Below are 21,224 nucleotides of genomic sequence, written 5' to 3' on the forward strand. Positions count from 1 at the left end.
TTTCCGCGAAGAGTGCCGCGCGCGCAGAAACCTTATGACGCGCAGCCCGCTTTCCTCGGAGTTCCGAAGGGGCTTTGCAGCGCCGTCCGGCGCGGTTATGGTCCCGCGCGCGGGCAGCCGGGGGCGGTTTCCGCCGCCGCACAGTCCCGACGCGCCCCCCGCCCGCCGCCGAAGCGTTCAGGTCCGCCACCCCCGGAGAGTCCGATGATCCCCCGCTACACCCGCCCCGAAATGGCCCGCATCTGGGAGCCGGAGAACCGGTTCCGCATCTGGTTCGAGATCGAGGCGCACGCCTGCGACGCGCAGGCGGAGCTGGGGGTCATCCCGAAGGAGGCCGCCGCCGCCGTGTGGGAGCGCGGCAAGTGGGAGATCGACCGCATCGACGAGATCGAGCGGGAGACCCGCCACGACGTCATCGCCTTCCTGACCAACCTTGCCGAGCATGTCGGACCGGAGGCGCGCTTCGTCCACCAGGGCATGACCTCGTCGGACGTGCTGGACACCTGCCTCGCCGTACAGATGACCCAGGCCGCCGACCTGCTGCTCGACGACATGGACAAGCTGCTGGCCGTGCTGAAGCGCCGCGCCTATGAGCACAAGGACACCGTCACCATCGGGCGCAGCCACGGCATCCACGCCGAGCCGACGACCTTCGGCCTGAAGCTGGCCGGCCATTACGCCGCCTTCGCCCGCGGGCGCGAGCGTCTGGTCCAGGCCCGCGCCGACATCGCTACCTGCGCCATCTCGGGCGCGGTCGGCACCTTCGCCAACATCGACCCGCGGGTCGAGCAGCACGTCGCCGCCAAAATGGGGCTGACGCCGGAGCCGGTGTCCACCCAGGTCATCCCGCGCGACCGCCACGCTTTCTACTTCTCGGTGCTCGGCGTCATCGCCTCGTCGATCGAGAATCTGGCCGTGGAGATCCGCCACCTGCAGCGCACCGAGGTGCGCGAGGCGGAGGAGTATTTCCATCCGGGCCAGAAGGGCTCCTCGGCGATGCCGCACAAGCGCAACCCGGTGCTGTCGGAGAATCTGACGGGTCTGGCGCGCATCGTCCGCGCCGCCGTGGTCCCGGCGCTGGAGAACGTCGCCCTGTGGCACGAGCGCGACATCTCCCACAGCTCGGTCGAGCGCATGTTCGGCCCCGACGCCACGGTGACGCTGGACTTCGCGCTGGCCCGCCTGACCGGCATGATGGACAAGCTGGTGGTCTATCCGGAGCGCATGCAAAAGAACCTGGACGACCTGGGCGGCCTGGTCTTCTCGCAGCGCGTCCTGCTGGCCCTGACCCAGGCCGGGATGAGCCGCGAGGACAGCTACAAGGCGGTGCAGCGCAACGCCATGCAGGTGTGGGAAAAGGGCGGCAACTTCCTGGATCTGCTGTCGTCGGACGCCGACGTGGCCAAGCACATCTCCCGCGAGACGCTGGCCCCGATGTTCGACATGACCTACCACACGAAGAACGTCGACATGGTGTTCAAGCGCGTGTTCGGGGAGTGAGGAGTCGGGGGCTTCGGTCTTCGGGGCCCCCACCCTTCCCACGGCTTCGCCGCGGGCCCCTTCCCTCCCCCGCTTCGCGGGAGAGGGAGTTTTTATCCCCTCCCCTGCGAGAGCGGGGGAGGGTCAGGGAGGGGGCAACACCTCCCCCACGAAAACTCTACTCCGCGTGCACCTGCTGGCGGGCGACGTCCAGCAGTTGGGCCAATTCCTTCTCCACGCGGTGGTCGGAGATGTCGACGCCCCGGGCGTGCAGGTCGGCGGCCAGACGGTCGCGGACGTCGTGCGGGCCGGTGGCGCCGATGTCGGCGTCGATGACCTGACGGACGTAGGCGTCGGCCTCGCCCCCGGTCAGACCCAGCAGGCTCGCCGCCCACAACCCGGCCAGCCGGTTGCGGCGTGCACGAATCCTGAAGAGCAGGTCCTGGTCGTGCTGGAACTTGTTCTCGAAGGCCCTCTCGCGCTCGTCGAAGGTCGTCATGGGACCCGGCTCCTTGGATTGGTTTTGCGCTCCCAGATACAAGACTATATAGCCGGTGGAACGGGCGTCGTCATCGCCCCCACCCACCGGCCAATCGGCGAATCCGGCGTGCGGCGACATACCCAAGAGGGAAGCGGAAGGCAAGATTCCCCATGTGCAGCGTGATCCTCCTGCGACGACCGGACGCAACATGGCCCCTGATCCTGGGCGCCAACCGCGACGAGATGGCCGGACGGCCCTGGAAGGCGCCGGCGCGCCACTGGCCCGACCGTCCCAACGTGGTCGCCGGACTGGACGAACTGGCCGGCGGCTCCTGGCTGGGCATGAACGACGAGGGCGTCGTCGCCGCCGTGCTGAACCGCATGGGCACGTTGGGGCCGGAGGCCGGCAAGCGGTCGCGCGGGGAGCTGGTTCTCGACGCGCTGGACTTCGCCGACGCGGCGGAGGCGGCGGAGGCCATGGCGCAGCTCGACACGCGGGCCTACCGCCCCTTCAACCTGCTGATCGCCGACAACCGCGACGCCCGGCTGCTCGTCCATCGCGGCCCCTCCCCGCGCAACCGTCCGGAGATGATCGAGATTCCCGAGGGTGTCCACATGGTCACCGCCAGCGACCTCGACGACGTGACGGAGGACCCGCGGCAGGCCCAGTATCTCCCCCTCTTCCGGCACGCCACTCCGCCCGCCCCGGAGCGGGCCGGAGACCAGTGGGGCGGCTGGCCGGAGCTGCTGGCGAGCCGCATCTGGGACGACGGCGAGCGCGGCGAGCGCGGCGCGATGAATTTCCTGCTGCCGACCGGTTTCGGCACGGTGTCGAGCGCGCTGATCGCCCTGCCCGCCGTGGAGCGCCCGGACCTCGACCCGGTCTGGCACTTCGCCCCCGGCCGGCCGCACGAGGCGCCATGGCAGCCCGTCTCCTTCGGGTAGGAGCCGCCGCGGACCCCGCGCATTGTGTTCCCTGGGCCAGCTTGCTATATCACTCGTGCATATCCCCTGGACCGGTCACCCATCGGCCCGGGCTACACGTTTTTGGACGATCTCTCATGACACGACGTCGGCGCATCTACGAAGGCAAGGCGAAGGTCCTGTTCGAAGGTCCGGAGCCGGGCACGCTGGTGCAGTACTTCAAGGACGACGCGACCGCCTTCAACAACCAGAAGAAGGGCATCATCACCGGCAAGGGGGTGCTGAACAACCGCATCTCCGAATACCTGATGAGCCGTTTGTCGGAAATCGGCGTGCCGACGCACTTCGTGCGCCGCCTGAACATGCGCGAGCAGCTGGTTCGCGAGGTCGAGATCATCCCCATCGAGCTGGTCGTGCGCAACACCGCCGCCGGTTCGCTGTCCAAGCGCTTCGGCATCCCCGAGGGGACCCCGCTGCCGCGCTCGATCATCGAGTATTATTACAAGTCCGACGAGCTGAACAATCCCATGGTCACCGAGGAGCACATCACGGCCTTCGGCTGGGCGGCTCCGCAGGACCTCGACGACATGGTGGCGCTGTCGCTCCGCGTGAACGACTACCTGTCGGGCCTTTTCCTCGGCATCGGCCTGCGGCTGGTGGACTTCAAGCTGGAGTTCGGCCGGCTGTGGGAGAACGAGGAGATGCGCATCGTCCTGGCCGACGAGATCAGCCCCGACAACTGCCGCCTGTGGGACATCAAGACCAACGAGAAGCTGGACAAGGACCGCTTCCGCCAGGACCTCGGTCAGGTCGAGGAGGCCTACCAGGAGGTCGCCCGGCGCCTCGGCATCCTGCCCGAAGGCGGCCCGGTGGACGTCAAGGGGCCCAAGACCGTCCAGTAAAAGACCGTCCAACAATCCGTTTTCCCCACCCCATCAGCACCATCAAGCGAGCGGACATCCGATGAAGGCGAAGGTTCACGTCACCCTCAAGCGCGGCGTTCTCGACCCCCAGGGCAAGGCCATCGCGCACGCGCTGCACACGCTGGGCTTCGACGGCGTCGAGGACGTCCGCGCCGGCAAGGTCATCGAGCTTCAGCTCAAGAGCACCGACGAGGCCGCCGCCCGCAAGGAGGTCGAGGCCATGTGCAGCAAGCTGCTGGCCAACACCGTGATCGAAGACTACGCGATCGAGCTGGTGGCCTGAGGCCGTCCGCGCTCAATCCTGCCTGTCGGAAAATGGGGGATGCGCAACCGCTGCGCATCCCCCATTTTCGTTCGGCCATGTCCATCGACCATCTCTCCGCGCTCGACCCCATCTTCGCTGAGTCCCTGCGCGTCGGCGGCCCGACGGTGCGCGACTTCCGCCGCCCGGATGGCTTCTCCGGTCTGCTCTGCCTGATCATCGAGCAGCAGCTCTCCACAACGGTCGCCGCGGCGCTGTGGGCTAAGCTCCAGGGCATGGTCGGGGTGGTGACGCCGGATGCCATCCTGGCCCTGCCCGACGAGGATCTGCGGGCCTGCGGGCTGTCGCGCCAGAAGATCGGCTACGCCCGCGGGCTGGCCCAGACCGTCGCCGACGGCCGGCTGGACTTCGACGCCATTCACAAGATGGACGACGAGGAGGCCATCGCCGCCCTGATCGCGCTGAAGGGCATCGGGCGCTGGACCGCCGAGATCTACCTGATGATGGCGCTCGGCCGGCCGGACATCTGGCCGGTCGGCGATCTCGCCATCCAGCTCGGCGTGCAGCGGCTGAAGGGCTGGGCGGAGAAGCCGACCCAGGCGCAGCTCCTCGCCGTCGCCGAGCCCTGGCGCCCGCACCGCAGCCTCGCCGCGCAACTCGTCTGGCACCATTACGTGGCCCTGCAGGAGCAGGCCAGGACCCTCAAGCCGGCCAAGAGCAAGAAGACGCCCAAAGGAAAGACGACACCGTGACCGAGACCACCATCACCGCCGTCCTCGTCGGCAAGGCCGCCCCCTTCGGCCCGCCGGGGCGAACCAGCGCCATCGCCAAGTCCCCGGTGGACGGCCCGCGCGCGGTCGGCCCCGAAGGCTTCCTGGACGACGAGCAGGCCGACCGCCGCGTCCATGGCGGGCCGGACAAGGCCATCCACCACTACCCGCTGGACCACCACCCGGCGTGGCGGGAGGAGCTGGGCGGGGACGTGCCGCTGCTCGGCCAGCCCGGCGCCTTCGGCGAGAACCTCGCGACGCTGGGCCTGACCGAGGCCGACGTCTGCGTCGGCGACCGTTTCCGCGCCGGCACCGCCCTGCTGGAGGTCGCCCAGGCCCGCCAGCCCTGCTGGAAGCTGAACCACCGCTTCGCCGTGCCCGACATGGCCAAGCGCGTCCAGACCACCGGGCGCACCGGCTGGTACTACCGCGTGCCGGAACCCGGCGTGATCGGCCCCGGTGACCGGCTGGCCCTGGTCGACCGCCCCTACCCGCAATGGACGCTCGCCCGGCTGCTGCACGTCCTCTATGTGGACACCCAGAACCGCGAGGCGCTGGCCGAGATGGCCGCCCTGCCCGTGCTGGCCCAGAGCTGGCGCACGCTGGCCGAGCGCCGGCTGACCCAGGGCGTCGAGGACTGGAGCAAGCGGCTGAACGGCGGCGACTGATCCCTCAGCGGCGGGCGGTCGCCCACAGCACGCACGCCGCTCCCACCGCCACCAGCGCCAGGACGGCGGAGAGCAGAAGCGCCGCCGTCTCCCCCGCCCGCTCGATGATCACCGCGTAGCCCATCGGCGCCAGGGCGGCGGCGTAGAAGCTCGGCACCAGCAGCCGCCCGACCGTCCGGCCGTAGCTCTGCGGATCGAACAGCACCAGCGGCAGCGTGCCGCGCACGATGGTCGCCAGCCCGGCCCCCGCCCCGAACAGCAGCGAGAAGGCGACGCCGGCGGCCAGCACCGCGCCGCTCCACAAACCGATGATGAAGCCGGGCAGCAGCAGGCCGCAGGCGAGCAGCGCCAGGACGGTGGGGTGCAGGCGCCCACCGGACAGCACCTCGCACAGCCGGGCCGAGGACTGGCCGACGCCGCGCACCGTGGAAATCCACACCGCCGCGGCGGGCGCCGCCCCCAGTCCGACCAGGATGCCGATCATGTGCGCCGACATCGCCGAGGTCAGCACGCCGACCGCCGTGGTCATCACCATGTAGAACACAGGCGCCACCCAGGCCCGCCGTCGCGGGTCCACGGGTCCGGCGGGCTCCGTCCCGGCCGGCACCGGCGGGCGCACGTAGCGGTCGGAGGGGATGGCGGCGTGCAGCGGGATGGTCAGAAGCGCGATCACCGCGTAGGCGACCAGCGCGCCGCGCCAGCCCCAGGCGTCGGCCATCGCCTGCCCCACCGGCCACAGCACCGTCGAGGCCAGCCCGCCCAGCAGCGTGATCTGCGAGATCGGCACCCGCGCCAGCGGGCCGCCCAGCCGGGCCAGGGCGGCGAAGGCCGCCTCGTAGAGGCTCGCCCGCATCGCCAGCCCCAGCACCAGCCAGGAGGCGTAATAGCTCACCAGCCCGGTGGAGGAGGCCAGCCCCAGGCAGCCCGCCGCCGTCAGCAGCGAGCCGATGACCATCACCGGGCGGCCGCCCCAGCGGTCGATGGCCCGCCCGACGCTGCCCGACACCACGCCCATGACCAGCAGCGCCGCCGTGAAGCCGCCGAAGGCCACCGGCAGGCTCAGCCCCAGGTCGGCGGCCATGGGGTTCCCGAAGATGGCGATCAGGTAATAGGAAATCCCCCAGCACAGCAGCTGCGAGACGCCGAGGAACCAGACCAGCCGGCGGGTGATGTGCGACATGACGGACCAGGAGGCGACGGAAAGCGGCAGGCACCCTAGCCAGCCGGTCGGGCACCGACAAACGACTTGTCTTCCGCCGACCGGTGAGAAAAACTCAACGGATGTCCTCCCGCTTCCCGCCGCTGAACGCCCTGCGCGCCTTCGTCGCCGCCGCCCGCCATTCCAGCTTCCGCCTCGCCGCGGAGGAGCTGAACGTCACCCCCGGCGCGATCAGCCGCCAGATCCGCAGCCTGGAACTCTTCCTCGGCGTTCCCCTGTTCGACCGCAGTCAACGGCAGGTCCGGCTGACCGAGGCCGGGGCGCGCTATTTCACCCGCATCGCCGACCTGTTCACAGAGATCCAGCAGGCGACCGACACGCTGCTCGACGGCGACGGGCGGCGGACGTTGCGGGTGGACTGCATCCCAACCTTCGCCATGCACTGGCTGCTGCCGCGCCTGCCCCTGTTCCAGCAGCGCTTCCCGGAACTGGCGGTGTCGCTGTCCACCGCCCCCGGCCCGATCGACATCGGCCGTCCCTTCGACTACGCCATCCGCCGCGACCCCGCCCATTTTGCTGGGCTGAAGCCGCTGCCCCTGATGCGCGAGCATTGCGTTCCGGTGTGCAGCCCGTCCCTGCCGGGGCTGGAGACGCTGCGCAGCCCCGCCGACCTGACCCGCCGCACGGTCATCACCATCCGCGCCCGCGCCGACCTGCTGCCGGCCTGGAGCACGGCGCACGGGCTGGAGCTGGACGCCTTCCGCAACCGGATGGAGGTCGACCACACCTACTTCGCCATCCAGGCGGCGGAGGACGGGCTGGGCGTCGCCATCGTGCCGCGGCTGTTCGTGGAGCGCCCGCTGGAAACCGGGCGGCTGACCGCCCCGCTGGGGGCCGAAGGGGTGGTATCCGGCCACTATTACCTGCTGGAAAGCCGCCAGCGCGGCCACACCGAGGCGCCGGCCTTCCCCGATTGGCTGCGCGAACAGGCCGCCGGCGCGTCAACGCAGGGCCGATAAGGGAGAATGGCGGGGTCCTTGCCCTTGCTTTGGCGGGGCGGGGCCTTTAGTGTCCGGCCTCGAACCGTTCCCCCCACGACGCCGGATTTTCCAAGCCCCATGAAGGCCGCCGTCATCGTTTTCCCCGGCTCCAACCGCGAACGCGACGCCGTCGCCGCGCTGGAGGCCGCCAGCGGAACCAAGCCGCATCTGGTCTGGCACCGCGACACCGAACTGCCCAAGGTCGATCTCATCCTCGTGCCGGGCGGCTTCTCCTATGGCGACTATCTGCGCTCCGGCGCCATGGCGGCGCACTCGCCGATCATGCGCGAGGTCAAGGCGCGGGCCGATCAGGGCGTGCGGGTGCTCGGCATCTGCAACGGCTTCCAGATCATCACCGAGGCGGGGCTGCTGCCCGGCGCGCTGATGCGCAACGCCAAGCTGAAGTTCATCTGCCGCACCGTGCATCTGCGGGTGGAGAACACGGACAGCCCCTTCACGGCCAAGTACCGCAAGGGCCAGATCGTCCGCTACCCGGTGGCGCACGGCGACGGCAACTACTGGACCGACGCCGAGACGGTGAAGCGGCTGGACGGCGAGGGCCAGGTGGCCTTCCGCTACGTCAGCGACGAGGGCGACGCCGCCCCGCGCTGGAACCGGAACGACTGGAACCCGAACGGTTCGCTGGACAACATCGCCGGCATCTTCAACGCCAAGCGCACCGTGCTCGGCCTGATGCCGCACCCCGAGGACGCGGTGTCCGCCTTCCACGGCAACACCGACGGCAAGCCCATGTTCGATGGTCTGGTGGAGGCCCTGTCGTGACCACCGCGCAGCAGCCCGCAGTCTCCCTGGAGATGGCCCGCGAGTTCGGCCTGTCCGAAGGGGAATACAACAACGCCCTGGAGATCCTGGGGCGCCAGCCGACCTACACGGAGCTGGGCATCATCTCGGTGATGTGGTCGGAGCATTGCTCCTACAAGTCGTCGAAGAAGTGGCTGATGACGCTGCCGACCACCGGCCCGCAGGTCATCTGCGGCCCCGGCGAGAACGCCGGCGTGGTCGATGCCGGCGACGGCGACGCCATCATCTTCAAGATGGAGAGCCACAACCACCCGTCCTACATCGAGCCCTTCCAGGGCGCCGCGACGGGCGTGGGCGGCATCCTGCGCGACGTGTTCACCATGGGCGCCCGGCCCATCGCGAACATGAACGCGCTGCGCTTCGGCGCGCCCGAGCATCCCAAGACCCGCCATCTGGTGTCGGGCGTGGTCGCCGGCATCGCCCATTACGGCAACTGCGTCGGCGTGCCGACGGTCGGCGGCGAGACCAACTTCCACCCGGCCTTCAACGGCAACATCCTGGTCAACGCGATGACCGTGGGCGTGGCCAAGGCCGACCGGATCTTCTATTCGGCGGCTGCCGGCATCGGCAACCCGGTGGTCTACGTCGGCTCCAAGACGGGCCGCGACGGCATCCACGGCGCCACCATGGCGTCGGCCGAGTTCAGCGAGGATTCGGAGGAGAAGCGCCCGACCGTGCAGGTCGGCGACCCCTTCACCGAGAAGCTGCTGATCGAGGCCTGCCTGGAGCTGATGGAGACGGACGCCATCGTCGCCATCCAGGACATGGGCGCGGCCGGCCTCACCTCCTCCTCGGTCGAGATGGCCGGCAAGGGCGGGCTCGGCATCGAGTTGGTGCTCGACGACGTGCCGATGCGCGAGGAGGGGATGACCCCCTACGAGATCATGCTCTCCGAAAGCCAGGAGCGCATGCTGATCATCCTGAAGCCCGGCCGCGAGGAGGTCGCCAAGGCGATCTTCGACAAGTGGGAGCTGGACTTCGCCGTGATCGGCACGCTGACCGACACCGGCAAGCTGGTCATCAAGATGCACGGCCAGACCTGGTGCGACATGCCGATCGCGCCGGTCTCCAACGCCTCGCCGCTCTACGATCGCCCGTGGGAGCCGACCCCGGCCGCCGCGGAGCTGGAGGACGCCGTGCGCGCCCTGCCGGCCGACAAGACGCTGGGCGACATCCTGGAAAAGATCATGTCCTGCCCCGATCAGGCGTCCAAGCGCTGGATCTGGGAGCAGTATGACAGCCTCGTGAACGGCGACACCCGCTTCATGTCCGGTCAGGCCGACGCGGGCGTGGTGCGGCTGCCCGGCCAGAGCAAGGGCATCGCCGTCACCACCGACTGCACCCCGCGCTACTGCCTCGCCGACCCGGTGCGCGGCGGCGCCCAGGCGGTGGCCGAGGCCTACCGCAACCTGTCCGCCGTCGGCGCCCTGCCGCTGGCCGTCACCGACAACATGAACTTCGGCAACCCCGAGAAGCCGCGGATCATGGGCCAGTTCGTCGGCGCCATCCAGGGCATGGCCGACGCCTGCCGCGCGCTGGACTTCCCGGTCGTGTCGGGCAACGTGTCGCTCTACAACGAGACCAACGGCGAGGCGATCCTGCCGACCCCGGCCATCGGCGCCGTCGGCCTGCTGCCGGACGCCATGATCGCCGTCGGCATCGCCTTCAAGAACGAGGGCGACACCATCCTGCTCGTCGGCGAGGGCACCGGCCATCTCGGTCAGTCGCTCTACCTGCGGGAGATCCTGGGTCGCGAGGACGGCCCGCCGCCGCCGGTCGATCTGGCGGTGGAGCGCCGCAACGGCGAGTTCGTCCGCGGCCTGATCGCCGAGGGTCTGGTGGTGTCGAGCCACGACATCCAGGACGGCGGCCTGCTGGTCACCGTGGCCGAGATGGCCATGGCCGGCGGCATCGGCGCCAATCTGTCGGGCCTCGACGGCGCCGACGCCGGCACCCTGTTCGGCGAGGACCAGGGCCGCTACGTCCTGGCCGTCCGCGCCGACAAGGCCGCGGCGGTGCAGGAGAAGGCCAAGGCCGCCGGCGTGCCGATGAGCGTGCTCGGCAAGACCAACGGCACGGCCCTGACCGGCCGCGGCGGCGAGGCGATCACCATCGCCCGCCTGAAGGCGGCCAACGAGGCTTGGCTGCCCGGCTACATGGCCGCCGCCGAGTGATCGGACGCGGTTGAGGGGTCGAAGAACGGAAGGCCGGGCGGCGGATGCGTCGCCCGGCCTTTTCGTTTTGGGGTTCGGTGTTGCCCCCACCCTTCCCACGGCTTCGCCGCGGGCCCCTTCCCTCCCCCGCTTCGCAGGAGAGGGAACTTGATCCCCTCCCCTGCGAGAGCGGGGGAGGGTTAGGGAGGGGGCGAACCCTTCGCACCGCGGAATGTCGTCGCTTCTCCGGTGACAAACCCGGCCGCTCCGCCTAATTATACGGGCAGCGCCCGCATGGGCAGGGATTGACGGAACAGGATGACGGCCATGGCGATGGAAGCCGCGGTGATCGAGAAGCTCATCAGGGAAGGCATCCCGGACGCGACGGTGGAGATCGCCGACCTGCGCGGCGACGGCGACCATTACGCCGCGCTGGTCACCTCCGCCGCCTTCAAGGGCAAGTCGCGCGTGCAGCAGCACCAGATGGTCTACGCCGCCCTCCAGGGCCGGATGGGCGGGGAGCTGCACGCCCTGGCCCTGACCACCGCCGTGCCGGAAGGCGCGTAGGACGCCGTCCCGCAAGACACTCCGCAAGACACGACGACATCGTAAGAAGGCCGAGAGACATGGTTGACCAGAACGTCAAGGATCGCATCGAGCAGGACATCAAGGGCAACGATGTCGTGCTGTACATGAAGGGCACGCCCGTCTTCCCGCAGTGCGGCTTCTCCGCCGCCGTCGTCCAGGTGCTCAGCACCGTCGGCGTGAAGTTCAAGGGCATCAACATCCTGGAGGACCCGGGCCTGCGCCAGGGGCTGAAGGATTACTCGAACTGGCCGACCTTCCCGCAGCTCTACGTTAAGGGCGAGCTGGTCGGCGGCTGTGACATCGTGCGCGAGATGTACGAGTCGGGCGAGCTGCAGTCGCTGCTGGCCGACAAGGGCGTCGCGACGGGCGCCAACGCCTGATCGGCCAGCCGCGCCGCAGACGTGTGACAAAGGGCTCCGCCAGCGCGGGGCCCTTTTCCTTTGGCGGAACAGGCCCCGGCCCAACCCTGTTTTTCCATCGACGAACCCCGCGGAGGTGTCGGCACGGAAAAGGAGGCCCGGTCATGGACAGGCGTGTGTTCCCAGCGGCGGCGCTGCTGGCTCTGATGGCTCTTCCCGTCCAAGCGCAAGGCCAGGACGGAACGGTTCCCAAGCAGGAGCGGCTGACCGCCTGCCGGGACGAGGTGTCCCGCTTCTCCGACCTGTTCCTGGGCGACAAGGTGGTGGCCGGCGGGCGCAACCACACCGCCCTGACCGGTGAGCAGAAGGACCGGCTGCGCGGCCTGCTGGGCGACGCGCGGTCCGCCGCCGGCAAGGGCGATCCGGACGGATGCGTGGACCGGCTGCGCGAGGCCCGCGCGCTGGTCCGCAACGAGGGTGTCGGCACCAACGTCCCGATCGGCCGGGGCTCGTCGGGATCGTCCGGCGCGATGCCGCGGAACGGAGCCCCCAACGCCAGCGGAAGCGGAGGCGGCACCGCAGGCGGCGGAGGGGGCTGATCGGGAAAACCCCTGCGGGAAATGCGGCATTCCCGGCGCGCAGTGCGGGCATGAGGGGGCGTTCCTATCGCCCATTTCTTGGGCATGGTAAAGGGGAGTCATGGCCCAGACTCCCTCCCCCTCCCTGCCGCAGGCCGACGGGCGCAACCCCGCCACCCTGGGCTTCGCCGCCGCCCTGACCGCCTTCCTGATCTGGGGAGGGGTGGCGCCGATCTTCTTCAAGCAGCTCGGCAACGTCGGAGCGGTGGAGGTCGTCGCCCACCGGGTGCTGTGGACGGTGGTGCTGGTCGGGCTGTGGCTGGTGCCGACGCGCGGCCTGTCCGGCATCGTGCGCGGGGTGGGAAGCTGGCGGCGGCTGGGCATCTTCCTGGTGACGACGGCGCTGATCGGCAGCAACTGGACCATCTTCATCTGGGCCGTGAACAACGGCCATTTGGTGCAGTCCAGCCTCGGCTACTACATCAACCCGATCATCAACGTGCTGCTCGGCATGGCCTTCCTTCAGGAACGGCTGTCGAAGCGGCAGGGACTGGCGGTTCTGATCGCGGCGGCGGGCGTGCTGAGCCTCGTCCTGTCCTACGGGGAGGTTCCCTGGGTGGCGCTGTCGCTGGCCTTGAGCTTCGGCGTCTACGCGCTGGTGCGCAAGAAGGCGGCCATCGACCCGCTGATCGGGCTGCTGGTGGAAACGGTGCTGCTGGTGCCGCCGGCCATCGTCTATCTGCTGTGGCTGAACGCCCAGGGACTGGGGAGTTTCGGCGCGCACGGGCTGGGCACGGACCTGCTGATCATCCTGACCGGCCCGGTGACCGCCATCCCGCTGGTGCTGTTCATGGTCGGCGCCGCCCGGCTGAAGCTGTCGACCATCGGCATCCTGCAATACATCAGCCCGACCGGGCAGCTCCTGCTCGGCGTGGCGGTCTATGGGGAGGCCTTCACCTCCTCACACCTCGTGGCCTTCGTCTGCATCTGGGTGGCGCTGGCGCTCTATTCGGCGGACGCGCTGTTCACACACCGGGCCGCCCGCGCCGAGGCCCGCGCAGAGCAGAACCGGGCCGAACAAAACCGGGCGGAGCAGGCCCGCGCCGCCGCCTGCCGCGCCGATTGAGGCGGCTCAGGCCCGCGGCGCGAGGCCGTGGGCCATGGTGTGGGCGAGCGTCTTCACCACCTCGTTGACGCGGTCCGGGCAGCGCCCGAACACCACCTGATCGAGGAAGCCCAGCCCGAAGCTGAGCGTGGCGATACCCGCCGCGACGTGGGCAAGGTCGGCGTCCGCCGCGATCGCCCCGCGCGCGCGGAAGATCTCCAGCCGGCTGAGCAGGCAGGGGATGCGGCTTTCCGACAGGGTGCGCGCCATTTCGTTCGCGATGTCCGGATCGACCAGCGCGCGCGCCAGCATCACCCGCGTGAAGTCGCGGCACTTCCAGGCGTGGCGGAGTTGGTGCAAGAGGAAGGCCGCCAGATCCTCCTCCAGGTCGTCGCCGGGCGGCGGCATGGCGCAGCCGCTCCCCTCCTCGCGCCCGTAGCGCTCGACGACGGCCAGCAGCAACCCGGCCTTGCCCGAGAAATAGCGCTGGATCAACTGCTCGTTCACGCCCGCGCGTCCGGCGATGTCGCGCGTGGTCGCGGCGTCGAAGCCGCGCTCGGCGAACACCATCTTGGCCGCGTCCAGCAGCACGCCCTTGGTTGCCTCGCGGTCGCGCTTGCGCGCGGGCGCGTCGGCCCCGGTGCCGCAACAGCCGTCGTCAGTCGCCGGGTCGGTGGCGGGGGTGTCGGTTTTGTCCACGATGCAGGCCCTCTCACTGGCCGCCGATCCGTGCGGCGGCTGAAATGATAATAGGTATGCACGTGCATACTTGACAAGGCCGGATGGCGCTGGCAAGTATGTACGCACATACATACCGGGCGCCGCCCAACCCGCGGAACCCCGGACCCCGCTTTGGGACACCCCAACTTGGGACCCGATGCCACATCGAGAGGGCAACCGCATCATGACCACCGCCGATCTGTTCACGCCGCTGCGTCTTGGCTCCATGGAGCTGCCGAACCGCGTCATCATGGCGCCGATGACCCGCAGCCGCGCTGGCGAGGGCAACGTCCCCACCCCGCTGATGGCCGAGTATTACGGGCAGCGCGCTTCCGCCGGCCTCATTATCACCGAGGCGACGCAGGTCTCGGCCACCGGCCAGGGCTATCCCAGCACGCCGGGCATCCACACCGACGCGCAGACGCTCGCCTGGCGCCGCATCGCCGAGGAGGTCCACGCCAAGGGCGGGCTGATCGCCGCGCAGCTCTGGCACGTCGGCCGCATCTCCCACACGGAATTCCAGCCGAACGGCGCCCTGCCGGTCGCTCCCTCGGCGATCGCCGCCGCCGGTCAGTCCTACACCAGCAAGGGACTGGTGCCCTTCCCCACCCCGCGGGCCCTGGAAACCGACGAGATCCCCGGCTTGGTCAAGGCCTTCGCCGACGCCGCCAAGCGCGCGGTGTTCGACGCCGGGCTGGACGGGGTGGAGATCCACGGCGCCAACGGCTACCTGATCGACCAGTTCCTGCGCGACCGCACCAACAAGCGCACCGACCGCTACGGCGGCGGCGTGGAGAACCGGGCGCGCTTCCTGCTGGAGATCCTGGACGCGGTGAGCACCGCCGTCGGCCCCGGCCGGGTCGGCGTGCGGCTGTCGCCGACCGGCACCTTCAACGACATGGCGGACAGCGATCCGCGGGCGCTCTACACCCACGTCACCGAGGCGCTGAACCCCTTCGGCCTCGCCTTCCTGCACGTCATCGAAGGCCAGCCGGGCCACCACATGGCCCCGCCGGAGGGCGCCCCGCATCTGGCGGCGGAACTGCGCCGGATCTTCAAGGGTCCCTTCATCATCAACGGCGGCTACAGCAAGGAACAGGCCGAGGCGGCCATCGCCGCCGGTGCTGCGGATGCGGTGAGCTTCGGCGAGCCCTTCATCGCCAACCCGGACCTGCCGGAGCGCTTCCGCCGCGACGCGGCGCTGAACACGCCGGACAAGGCCAGCTACTACGGCGGCGACGCCCGTGGCTACACCGACTATCCGGCGCTGGAAACGGCCGACGCCTGATCCCTCTCCCCCGCGGGGATTGCCCCCGATCCCCGCACCTCAAGGCCGGGACCCGCAAGGGTTCCGGCTTTTTTCTTTCCGCCGTCCCTCCAGCGCGGACGTTGCCCATTCCGGGAATCGACTGTTATCCTGAACCGAGCGAAGGAGACGGCGACGAGTGGGATGCCGAGGCCATGCGGGCCGAATGCCGGGCCACGCTGACCGCGACAGAGAAAGGTTCTTGAACACCGCTCAGAACCTTTACAACCTATTTCACAGTACTCAACGACGCCTTCCAGCCCTCTCCCCAGAGGGGAGAGGGAACTCAATCCGACCGCCCATCCTCAAACGAAAAGGGCCCAAACGAAAAAGGCCGCGCCCGGAGGCGCGGCCTTTCGCGTGTCGGTTGGGCCGAACGGTCAGCGCGAGTAGAACTCGACGACCAGGTTCGGTTCCATCTGGACCGGGTACGGAATGTCGGCCAGCAGCGGGACGCGGACGAAGCGGCCCTTCAGGGCGCCCGTGTCGACTTCCAGGTAGTCCGGGGTGTCGCGCTCACCCGAGGCGGTGGCCTCGAGGATGAGGGCCATCTGCTTGGACTTGGCGCGCACCTCGATGGTGTCGCCTTCCTTGATCTGGGCCGACGGGATGTTCAGGCGGCGGCCGTTGACCAGGATGTGGCCGTGGTTGATGATCTGGCGCGCGGCGAACGGGGTCGGCGCGAACTTCATGCGGTAGACCACCGCGTCCAGGCGGCGCTCCAGCAGGCCCACCAGGTTCTCGCCGGTGTCGCCCTTGCGGCGCACGGCCTCGGCGTAGATGCGGCGGAACTGCTTCTCGCCGATGTTGCCGTAGTAGCCCTTCAGCTTCTGCTTCGCCATGAGCTGCAGGCCGTAGTCGGACGGCTTCTTGCGGCGCTGGCCGTGCTGGCCGGGGCCATACTCACGCTTGTTGATCGGCGACTTGCCACGGCCCCAGAGGTTTACGCCGAGGCGGCGGTCGATCTTGTACTTGGACTGTTGACGCTTGGCCATTTGATCCTCGATGGAACACGAGTTGGTTTTGTCCCGGTAGTTCCGCGGAACAGGCCGCGGACGGGGCGCAAACAAGAGGCACGCCCGCTTTCCCAGGAGTGAAGGCGCGCACTATACGGATTCGGCGCGCCTTGTCAAACCATGAGTCGGGTCAAACCATGAGTCGTGTCCACCACACGGCGTCAGCAGCACTCGTCCTCGAGCTGGCGCAGCATGGCCAGACCTTCCTCGTCCTCATGCTCCTCGAACAGGTCGGAGATGTAATAGACGTTGGCGCAGAGCAGGCACAGCCCGTCCGCCTGACGCTTCAACGGATCGTCGGCGACGGCCAGCTTCGCCCGGAAGCGTTCCCAGAAGGCGTTGGTCTTGGCCGGGTCGTCGATGTGCATGTACAGGCGCTCGATGATGCGGCGGGAGTTGCCCTCGCAGTCGATGCCCTTGAAGGAGACGTAGCGGTCGGGGGTGTCGGTTGCGTCCACGGTCGTGATTCCCACAAAGGAGGATGTCTTGACATTCCTCTTCGCGGAAGGCGGGTCTTGGAACAAGACCCGCTGCACGAACGGCGGGCGGGCGGCGTGAACGGCGGGTGTTCTGCGCGAACGGTTCGCGCTCTTACCATTCAGGCGCCCCATTCAGGCGGCGTGCGACAGCTCTTCCTCGGTGAACTCCAGCAGCGTGTTCAGCCGTTGCGGGGTCAGCGCCTCGATCCCCTCGTGCCACATCACCTCGCCGAACAGGGCGTGCAGGGCGGCGAGCCGTTCCGGCGAGAGCGCGCTCAGACGGTCGCCATAATATTCCACCACCAGCTGGTCCACATAGGCGCGGTCGTCGTCCAGGAAAGCCATGGCCGTATCTCCTCGTCATCGTGGCGCCCACCCGATGCGGGCGCCGGCCATGGCCTTGTTCTACGCCTGCGGCGGGCCCGAACGATTGAGGCGGATCAACCGACACCCGAAGTCACAGGCCGGCGGGAACAACCCTGATGCGCGCAAGGGGAAAGGCTAAAGGGCCAACAGCTTCTTCAACTGCTCGATCCGGCCGCGGCTGACCGGCACGCGGGGGGATCCGGGGGCGGCCATGACGAAGGCGGCCCGCCCGTCGCTGCGGTCGATGGCCTGGGCGTGGCGCAGATTGACCAAATAGCGGCGGTGCGCCCGCACGAACTGCCGCACGTCGAGCCGCGCCTCCAGCTCCGACAGCGAGAGCGAGCAGAAGAAGGCGCCATCCGCCGTGTGGACCCGCGTGTAATGGCCGTCGGCCTGCACATAGACCGCGTCGGAGGGGTCGATCAGCACCACGCCCTGGCGCGTCGTGATCGGCAGCTTGACCAGCGGCGTGACCGGTTCGGGCGCCGCGTCCACAGGCACGGGCGGAACTGGCTCGGGAAACGCCTTCCCGTTCACCTCGAACAGCATCAGGGCCAGCGCGGCCCCGCCGCCCGGCGGCAGGGCGGTGGCCTTCACCACGATGGTCCGCCCCGGCAGGGCCACCATCATGGAGCTGGCCGCCGCCGGGGAGTCCGGGTCGTGCGCCGCGGCCAGCAGCAGTTCCACCTTGGCGCGGCTGCCCGGCGGATGCAGGTCGTGCAGGCTGGCCCCCAGCAGCGGACGGTCGCGCCCCAGCATCCGCGCTACGGAGGCGTTGACCGACACCACGCGCCGGTCGCCGTCGAGCAGGACGAGGCCAACGTCCATATGCTGCAAGGTGTATTCCATGCGGCAGTATAGGCAGCGATTGGCCCCGAAAGGGAAGAGGTTAGGGATGAGGGTTACGGTTCGCCCTTGCGCCGCCCGGTCAGCGCCGCGACGACGCCGTGGAAGGTGCGGACCTCCTGCTCGGTCATCTGCATCCGCTCCAGCGCGTTGCGCAGGGTGCGGACCATCGACGGGCGCTTCTCCGGCGAGGTGAAGAAGCCGGTGCGGTCGAGGTCGCCTTCCAGATGCTCGAAGAAGTTCACAAGCTCCGCCTTGGTCGCCGGGCGGGTCTGGCCGGTGTGCAGAACGCGGTCCGGCGGAGTCTCGCCGGTCTGGAACCACTCGTAGCCGATCAGCAGGACCGCCTGCGCCAGATTGAGCGAGGAGAAGGCCGGGTTCAGCGGAACGGTGATCAGCGTTGACGCCAGCGTCAGGTCGTCGTTGACCAGACCGGTGCGCTCCGGCCCGAACAGCACGCCGGTCTTGTGCCCGGAGTCGACGTGGGCACGCAGTTCCGTTGCGGCGACGCGCGGGGTGACGAACTCCTGGATCATCCCGCGGGTGCGGACGGTGGTGGCGAAGACCACGTTCAGGTCGGCCACGGCCTCCGCGGTCGTCTCGTAGAGCTTGGCCCCATCCAGCACCGGATCGGCGCCCGACGCCGCGGCCACCGCCTTCTCGTTCGGCCAGCCGTCGCGCGGCTTCACCAGACGCAGCTCGGTCAGGCCGCAATTCAGCATGGCCCGCGCGCAGGCGCCGATGTTCTCGCCGAGCTGGGGCTGCACGAGGATGATGGTCGGACCGCCCAGGACGGAGGGGCGGTTGGGGTCTTTGCCGGAGGTCATGATCTGAACTTTGGTCTCAGCTTCGCGGTGTTGCACCGCCTTTAAACAGCTTGAATGTGTAACTGTCCACCAGCGCCTCCATCGACGCCTCGATGATGTTGGTGGAGACGCCCAGCGTCGACCATTCCTGCCCGTCGCCGTTGCGCGAGCGGATCAGCACGCGCGGCATGGCGCCGGTGCCGTCCTTGGCCGCCAGGATGCGCACGCGGTAGTCGGACAGCTTCACCCCGTCGAGCAGCGGGTACAGCGGCTCCAGCGCCTTGCGCATGGCGGTGTCCAGCGCGTTCACCGGGCCGTTGCCCGACGCCACCTCGTGATACTCCTTGCCGCCGATCTTCACGCGGACGACGGCCTCGGATTCGACCACCAGCTCGCCCTTGGCGTTGTAGCGGCGCTCGTCGGTGACGTGGAAGCGCTTCAGGGTGAAATAGTCCGGCACCTCGCCCAGTTCGCGGCGGACCAGCAGCTCGAAGCTGGCCTCGGCGGTGTCGTAGGCGTAGCCCTCGGTGTCGCGCTGCTTCACGACGTCGAGCAGGCGGTTCAGCCGCTCGTCCTTCGGGTCCACGGCCATGCCCATCTCGCGCAGCCGGGCGATGACGTTGGAGCGGCCGGCCTGGTCCGACATGACGATCTGGCGGCGGTTGCCGACCGCCTCCGGCTCGACATGCTCGTAGGAGGACGGGTCCTTCTCCACGGCGGAGACATGCAGCCCGCCCTTGTGGGCGAAGGCGCTGGCGCCGACGTAGGGGGCGTGGCGGTTCGGCGCGCGGTTCAGCCGCTCGTCGAACTTGCGGCTGATCTCGGTCAGCAGCGGCAGGTCGGCGGGCTTGATGCCGACGTCGCAGCCCATCTTCAGCATCAGCGACGGGATCAGCGACACGAGGTTGGCGTTGCCGCAGCGCTCGCCCAGCCCGTTGATCGTCCCCTGCACCATCCGCACCCCGGCGCGCACCGCGGCCAGCGAGTTGGCGACGGCGTTCTCGGTGTCGTTGTGGCAATGGATGCCCAGCCGGTCGCCGGGGATGCCGTGCTCCCCGATCACTTGCCGGACGATCTCGTCGATCTCGTGCGGCAGCGTGCCGCCGTTGGTGTCGCACAGCACGACCCAGCGCGCCCCGGCCTCGTAGGCGGCCTTGATGCAGGACGCGGCGTAGGCCGGGTTGCGCTTGTAGCCGTCGAAGAAATGCTCGGCGTCGAACAGCGCCTCGCCCTTGGCGGCCTTCAGCGCGGCGATGCTGTCGGCGATCAGCGCGATGTTTTCCTCGCGCGGGATGGCCAGCGCCACGTCGACGTGGAAGTCCCAGGTCTTGCCGACGATGCAGACGGCGCGCGCCTTGGACTGGATCAGGGCGGCGAGCTGCGGGTCGTTCGCGGTGCTGCGGCCCGGACGGCGCGTCATGCCGAAGGCGGTGAAGGTCGAGCGGGCGAGGTCCGGCGCCTCGGCGAAGAACTGGTCGTCGGTCGGGTTGGCGCCGGGCCAGCCGCCTTCCACATAGTCGATTCCGAGCCGGTCGAGGTCGCGGGCGATGGCGATCTTGTCGGCGACGGAGAAATCCACGTCCTGGGTCTGCGCCCCGTCGCGCAGCGTCGTGTCGTACAGATAGATGCGTTCGCCCGTCATTGCCGCCGCCCGAAGATATTGGTCGCCCGAAGGAAGGTCATAGGACTGTCCGGAGGGCCGGAAGAATGGACGATGCGCTTCGCCATCTCAATGCTTTTGATCGAACCCGCCAGGAATGCGGGGCTTTGCCGCTCCGGCCATAGGCGCGCAATGGAGGTAATAGGACAAATGTACTGACCGAATAAACCATCGTCTGTGCTACACAGCCGCCCCTCTGCATGGCGCCCATCTCACGGGTGCGGTACTCTTTTCTGGCCGGACGCCTGTTGATCTGTATGATCACCGGCCTTTGTGAACGGATGGATTGGACACAGTGACTCCCGCGGGTGACGACGACCAGGACAAGCTCGTCATGGTGATCGACGACGAGCGGACGGTTCTGCAGGCCCTCAACCTCCTGCTGGAGATGTGGGGATACCGGGTCGTCACCGCCGAAAGCGAGGGCGAGGCCGTCGACCGCCTGTCCGTCGCCGGGGAAACGCCGCACGCCATCCTGGCCGACTACCGCCTGCGCGAGGGGCGCACCGGCGTCCAGGCCATCGACCGCATCCGCGCGGAGGCCGGGGCCGAGGTGCCGGGCGTCATCATCACCGGCGACACCTCCACCGAAGGGCTGCGCGACGCCCGCGCCCGCGGGCTGACCGTCCTGCAGAAGCCGGTGCTGCCGCCCCATCTCCAGGCGGTGCTGACCAAGGTGCTGCGGGAGCAGCCCGCCGGCACGGCGTGACGGGCC

At 69.1% G+C, this 21,224-nt stretch carries 24 protein-coding genes; 15 read left to right on the forward strand and 9 right to left on the reverse strand.

The window, feature by feature from the left end:
• The first annotated feature begins 204 nt into the window (after positions 1-204).
• Positions 205-1,500: an adenylosuccinate lyase gene (gene purB, locus FBZ83_RS09615; protein ID WP_035671612.1), complete on the forward strand. Its 1,296-nt coding sequence runs from the start codon at positions 205-207 to the stop codon at positions 1,498-1,500.
• A 157-nt stretch (positions 1,501-1,657) separates the two neighbouring features.
• Here the strand turns inward: purB and FBZ83_RS09620 are convergent, their stop codons facing one another.
• Entirely contained in the window at positions 1,658-1,978 is a 321-nt protein-coding gene (locus tag FBZ83_RS09620) for a DUF1476 domain-containing protein (RefSeq protein ID WP_145682257.1), read from the reverse strand.
• Positions 1,979-2,130: 152 nt separating this feature from the next.
• On the opposite strand from FBZ83_RS09620, the gene FBZ83_RS09625 reads away from it, so the two are divergent.
• From FBZ83_RS09625 to FBZ83_RS09645, 5 genes are all read left to right on the forward strand, one after another.
• Positions 2,131-2,904, forward strand: a complete 774-nt coding sequence (locus tag FBZ83_RS09625) for an NRDE family protein (protein WP_145682258.1) — start codon at positions 2,131-2,133, stop codon at positions 2,902-2,904.
• Positions 2,905-3,020: 116 nt separating this feature from the next.
• Positions 3,021-3,785, forward strand: a complete 765-nt coding sequence (gene purC, locus FBZ83_RS09630; RefSeq protein ID WP_014239519.1) for a phosphoribosylaminoimidazolesuccinocarboxamide synthase — start codon at positions 3,021-3,023, stop codon at positions 3,783-3,785.
• Between the two features lie 61 nt (positions 3,786-3,846).
• Positions 3,847-4,089, forward strand: a complete 243-nt coding sequence (gene purS / locus FBZ83_RS09635) for a phosphoribosylformylglycinamidine synthase subunit PurS (protein WP_014239518.1) — start codon at positions 3,847-3,849, stop codon at positions 4,087-4,089.
• 77 nt (positions 4,090-4,166) lie between these two features.
• Complete coding sequence (locus FBZ83_RS09640) at positions 4,167-4,820, forward strand: DNA-3-methyladenine glycosylase family protein (RefSeq protein WP_145682259.1); 654 nt, start codon at positions 4,167-4,169, stop codon at positions 4,818-4,820.
• Positions 4,817-5,506 carry an MOSC domain-containing protein gene (locus FBZ83_RS09645; RefSeq protein WP_145682260.1) on the forward strand — a complete coding sequence of 230 codons (690 nt, stop codon included), beginning with the start codon at positions 4,817-4,819 and terminating at the stop codon, positions 5,504-5,506. Before FBZ83_RS09640 ends, FBZ83_RS09645 begins: the two co-directional genes overlap by 4 nt.
• Before the next feature lie 4 nt (positions 5,507-5,510).
• Here FBZ83_RS09645 and FBZ83_RS09650 read toward each other — a convergent pair whose 3' ends face one another.
• Positions 5,511-6,686 carry an MFS transporter gene (locus FBZ83_RS09650; protein ID WP_145682261.1) on the reverse strand — a complete coding sequence of 392 codons (1,176 nt, stop codon included), beginning with the start codon at positions 6,684-6,686 and terminating at the stop codon, positions 5,511-5,513.
• 101 nt (positions 6,687-6,787) lie between these two features.
• On the opposite strand from FBZ83_RS09650, the gene FBZ83_RS09655 reads away from it, so the two are divergent.
• The 7 genes from FBZ83_RS09655 to rarD all read left to right on the forward strand — a co-directional run bounded on the left by FBZ83_RS09655 (position 6,788) and on the right by rarD (position 13,331).
• Complete coding sequence (locus tag FBZ83_RS09655; RefSeq protein ID WP_145682262.1) at positions 6,788-7,684, forward strand: LysR substrate-binding domain-containing protein; 897 nt, start codon at positions 6,788-6,790, stop codon at positions 7,682-7,684.
• 99 nt (positions 7,685-7,783) lie between these two features.
• A complete protein-coding gene (gene purQ / locus FBZ83_RS09660; RefSeq protein ID WP_014239512.1) occupies positions 7,784-8,488 on the forward strand; it encodes a phosphoribosylformylglycinamidine synthase subunit PurQ in 705 nt (234 codons plus the stop codon).
• A 32-nt stretch (positions 8,489-8,520) separates the two neighbouring features.
• Positions 8,521-10,701, forward strand: coding sequence for a phosphoribosylformylglycinamidine synthase subunit PurL (gene purL / locus FBZ83_RS09665; protein WP_145682505.1), 2,181 nt, complete (start codon positions 8,521-8,523; stop codon positions 10,699-10,701).
• Between the two features lie 306 nt (positions 10,702-11,007).
• Positions 11,008-11,247 carry a BolA family protein gene (locus tag FBZ83_RS09670; protein ID WP_038531271.1) on the forward strand — a complete coding sequence of 80 codons (240 nt, stop codon included), beginning with the start codon at positions 11,008-11,010 and terminating at the stop codon, positions 11,245-11,247.
• Positions 11,248-11,306: 59 nt separating this feature from the next.
• Positions 11,307-11,648, forward strand: a complete 342-nt coding sequence (gene grxD / locus FBZ83_RS09675; protein ID WP_014239508.1) for a Grx4 family monothiol glutaredoxin — start codon at positions 11,307-11,309, stop codon at positions 11,646-11,648.
• Between the two features lie 143 nt (positions 11,649-11,791).
• Positions 11,792-12,226, forward strand: coding sequence for a hypothetical protein (locus tag FBZ83_RS09680; RefSeq protein WP_145682263.1), 435 nt, complete (start codon positions 11,792-11,794; stop codon positions 12,224-12,226).
• Between the two features lie 100 nt (positions 12,227-12,326).
• Complete coding sequence (gene rarD / locus FBZ83_RS09685; protein WP_145682264.1) at positions 12,327-13,331, forward strand: EamA family transporter RarD; 1,005 nt, start codon at positions 12,327-12,329, stop codon at positions 13,329-13,331.
• Between the two features lie 6 nt (positions 13,332-13,337).
• Here the strand turns inward: rarD and FBZ83_RS09690 are convergent, their stop codons facing one another.
• Complete coding sequence (locus FBZ83_RS09690) at positions 13,338-14,009, reverse strand: TetR/AcrR family transcriptional regulator (RefSeq protein WP_145682265.1); 672 nt, start codon at positions 14,007-14,009, stop codon at positions 13,338-13,340.
• Between the two features lie 205 nt (positions 14,010-14,214).
• On the opposite strand from FBZ83_RS09690, the gene FBZ83_RS09695 reads away from it, so the two are divergent.
• On the forward strand, positions 14,215-15,318 hold the full coding sequence (locus FBZ83_RS09695; RefSeq protein WP_145682266.1) for an alkene reductase: 1,104 nt from the start codon (positions 14,215-14,217) through the stop codon (positions 15,316-15,318).
• 398 nt (positions 15,319-15,716) lie between these two features.
• Here FBZ83_RS09695 and rpsD read toward each other — a convergent pair whose 3' ends face one another.
• The 6 genes from rpsD to cimA form a co-directional block, all read right to left on the reverse strand.
• A complete protein-coding gene (gene rpsD / locus FBZ83_RS09700) occupies positions 15,717-16,331 on the reverse strand; it encodes a 30S ribosomal protein S4 (protein WP_014239501.1) in 615 nt (204 codons plus the stop codon).
• A 182-nt stretch (positions 16,332-16,513) separates the two neighbouring features.
• Entirely contained in the window at positions 16,514-16,810 is a 297-nt protein-coding gene (gene cowN, locus FBZ83_RS09705) for a N(2)-fixation sustaining protein CowN (protein ID WP_094303160.1), read from the reverse strand.
• Between the two features lie 153 nt (positions 16,811-16,963).
• Positions 16,964-17,176, reverse strand: coding sequence for a hypothetical protein (locus tag FBZ83_RS09710; RefSeq protein ID WP_145682267.1), 213 nt, complete (start codon positions 17,174-17,176; stop codon positions 16,964-16,966).
• 156 nt (positions 17,177-17,332) lie between these two features.
• A complete protein-coding gene (locus FBZ83_RS09715) occupies positions 17,333-18,025 on the reverse strand; it encodes a PAS domain-containing transcriptional regulator (RefSeq protein ID WP_247888260.1) in 693 nt (230 codons plus the stop codon).
• Positions 18,026-18,099: 74 nt separating this feature from the next.
• The gene (locus FBZ83_RS09720) at positions 18,100-18,870 is read right to left on the reverse strand and encodes an RNA methyltransferase (RefSeq protein ID WP_145682269.1); all 771 of its coding nucleotides are present in this window, start codon (positions 18,868-18,870) and stop codon (positions 18,100-18,102) included.
• A gap of 16 nt (positions 18,871-18,886) precedes the next feature.
• Positions 18,887-20,491 carry a citramalate synthase gene (gene cimA / locus FBZ83_RS09725; protein WP_145682270.1) on the reverse strand — a complete coding sequence of 535 codons (1,605 nt, stop codon included), beginning with the start codon at positions 20,489-20,491 and terminating at the stop codon, positions 18,887-18,889.
• Positions 20,492-20,804: 313 nt separating this feature from the next.
• Here cimA and FBZ83_RS09730 point away from each other — a divergent pair, with 313 nt between their 5' ends.
• Complete coding sequence (locus tag FBZ83_RS09730; protein WP_014239494.1) at positions 20,805-21,218, forward strand: response regulator; 414 nt, start codon at positions 20,805-20,807, stop codon at positions 21,216-21,218.
• Positions 21,219-21,224 lie beyond the last annotated feature (6 nt).

Source organism: Azospirillum brasilense (assembly GCF_007827815.1).
Taxonomy (GTDB): Bacteria; Pseudomonadota; Alphaproteobacteria; order Azospirillales; family Azospirillaceae; genus Azospirillum; species Azospirillum brasilense_C.

What these genes read in the sequence shown, in the direction of transcription:
- purB (WP_035671612.1), top strand. Translation starts at nt 205, where the DNA reads ATGATCCCCCGCTACACCCGCCCCGAAATGGCCCGCATCTGGGAGCCG.
- FBZ83_RS09620 (WP_145682257.1), bottom strand. Translation starts at nt 1,978, where the DNA reads ATGACGACCTTCGACGAGCGCGAGAGGGCCTTCGAGAACAAGTTCCAG.
- FBZ83_RS09625 (WP_145682258.1), top strand. Translation starts at nt 2,131, where the DNA reads ATGTGCAGCGTGATCCTCCTGCGACGACCGGACGCAACATGGCCCCTG.
- purC (WP_014239519.1), top strand. Translation starts at nt 3,021, where the DNA reads ATGACACGACGTCGGCGCATCTACGAAGGCAAGGCGAAGGTCCTGTTC.
- purS (WP_014239518.1), top strand. Translation starts at nt 3,847, where the DNA reads ATGAAGGCGAAGGTTCACGTCACCCTCAAGCGCGGCGTTCTCGACCCC.
- FBZ83_RS09640 (WP_145682259.1), top strand. Translation starts at nt 4,167, where the DNA reads ATGTCCATCGACCATCTCTCCGCGCTCGACCCCATCTTCGCTGAGTCC.
- FBZ83_RS09650 (WP_145682261.1), bottom strand. Translation starts at nt 6,686, where the DNA reads ATGTCGCACATCACCCGCCGGCTGGTCTGGTTCCTCGGCGTCTCGCAG.
- FBZ83_RS09655 (WP_145682262.1), top strand. Translation starts at nt 6,788, where the DNA reads ATGTCCTCCCGCTTCCCGCCGCTGAACGCCCTGCGCGCCTTCGTCGCC.
- purQ (WP_014239512.1), top strand. Translation starts at nt 7,784, where the DNA reads ATGAAGGCCGCCGTCATCGTTTTCCCCGGCTCCAACCGCGAACGCGAC.
- purL (WP_145682505.1), top strand. Translation starts at nt 8,521, where the DNA reads ATGGCCCGCGAGTTCGGCCTGTCCGAAGGGGAATACAACAACGCCCTG.
- FBZ83_RS09670 (WP_038531271.1), top strand. Translation starts at nt 11,008, where the DNA reads ATGGCGATGGAAGCCGCGGTGATCGAGAAGCTCATCAGGGAAGGCATC.
- grxD (WP_014239508.1), top strand. Translation starts at nt 11,307, where the DNA reads ATGGTTGACCAGAACGTCAAGGATCGCATCGAGCAGGACATCAAGGGC.
- FBZ83_RS09680 (WP_145682263.1), top strand. Translation starts at nt 11,792, where the DNA reads ATGGACAGGCGTGTGTTCCCAGCGGCGGCGCTGCTGGCTCTGATGGCT.
- rarD (WP_145682264.1), top strand. Translation starts at nt 12,327, where the DNA reads ATGGCCCAGACTCCCTCCCCCTCCCTGCCGCAGGCCGACGGGCGCAAC.
- FBZ83_RS09695 (WP_145682266.1), top strand. Translation starts at nt 14,215, where the DNA reads ATGACCACCGCCGATCTGTTCACGCCGCTGCGTCTTGGCTCCATGGAG.
- rpsD (WP_014239501.1), bottom strand. Translation starts at nt 16,331, where the DNA reads ATGGCCAAGCGTCAACAGTCCAAGTACAAGATCGACCGCCGCCTCGGC.
- FBZ83_RS09710 (WP_145682267.1), bottom strand. Translation starts at nt 17,176, where the DNA reads ATGGCTTTCCTGGACGACGACCGCGCCTATGTGGACCAGCTGGTGGTG.
- FBZ83_RS09715 (WP_247888260.1), bottom strand. Translation starts at nt 18,025, where the DNA reads ATGGACGTTGGCCTCGTCCTGCTCGACGGCGACCGGCGCGTGGTGTCG.
- FBZ83_RS09720 (WP_145682269.1), bottom strand. Translation starts at nt 18,870, where the DNA reads ATGACCTCCGGCAAAGACCCCAACCGCCCCTCCGTCCTGGGCGGTCCG.
- cimA (WP_145682270.1), bottom strand. Translation starts at nt 20,491, where the DNA reads ATGACGGGCGAACGCATCTATCTGTACGACACGACGCTGCGCGACGGG.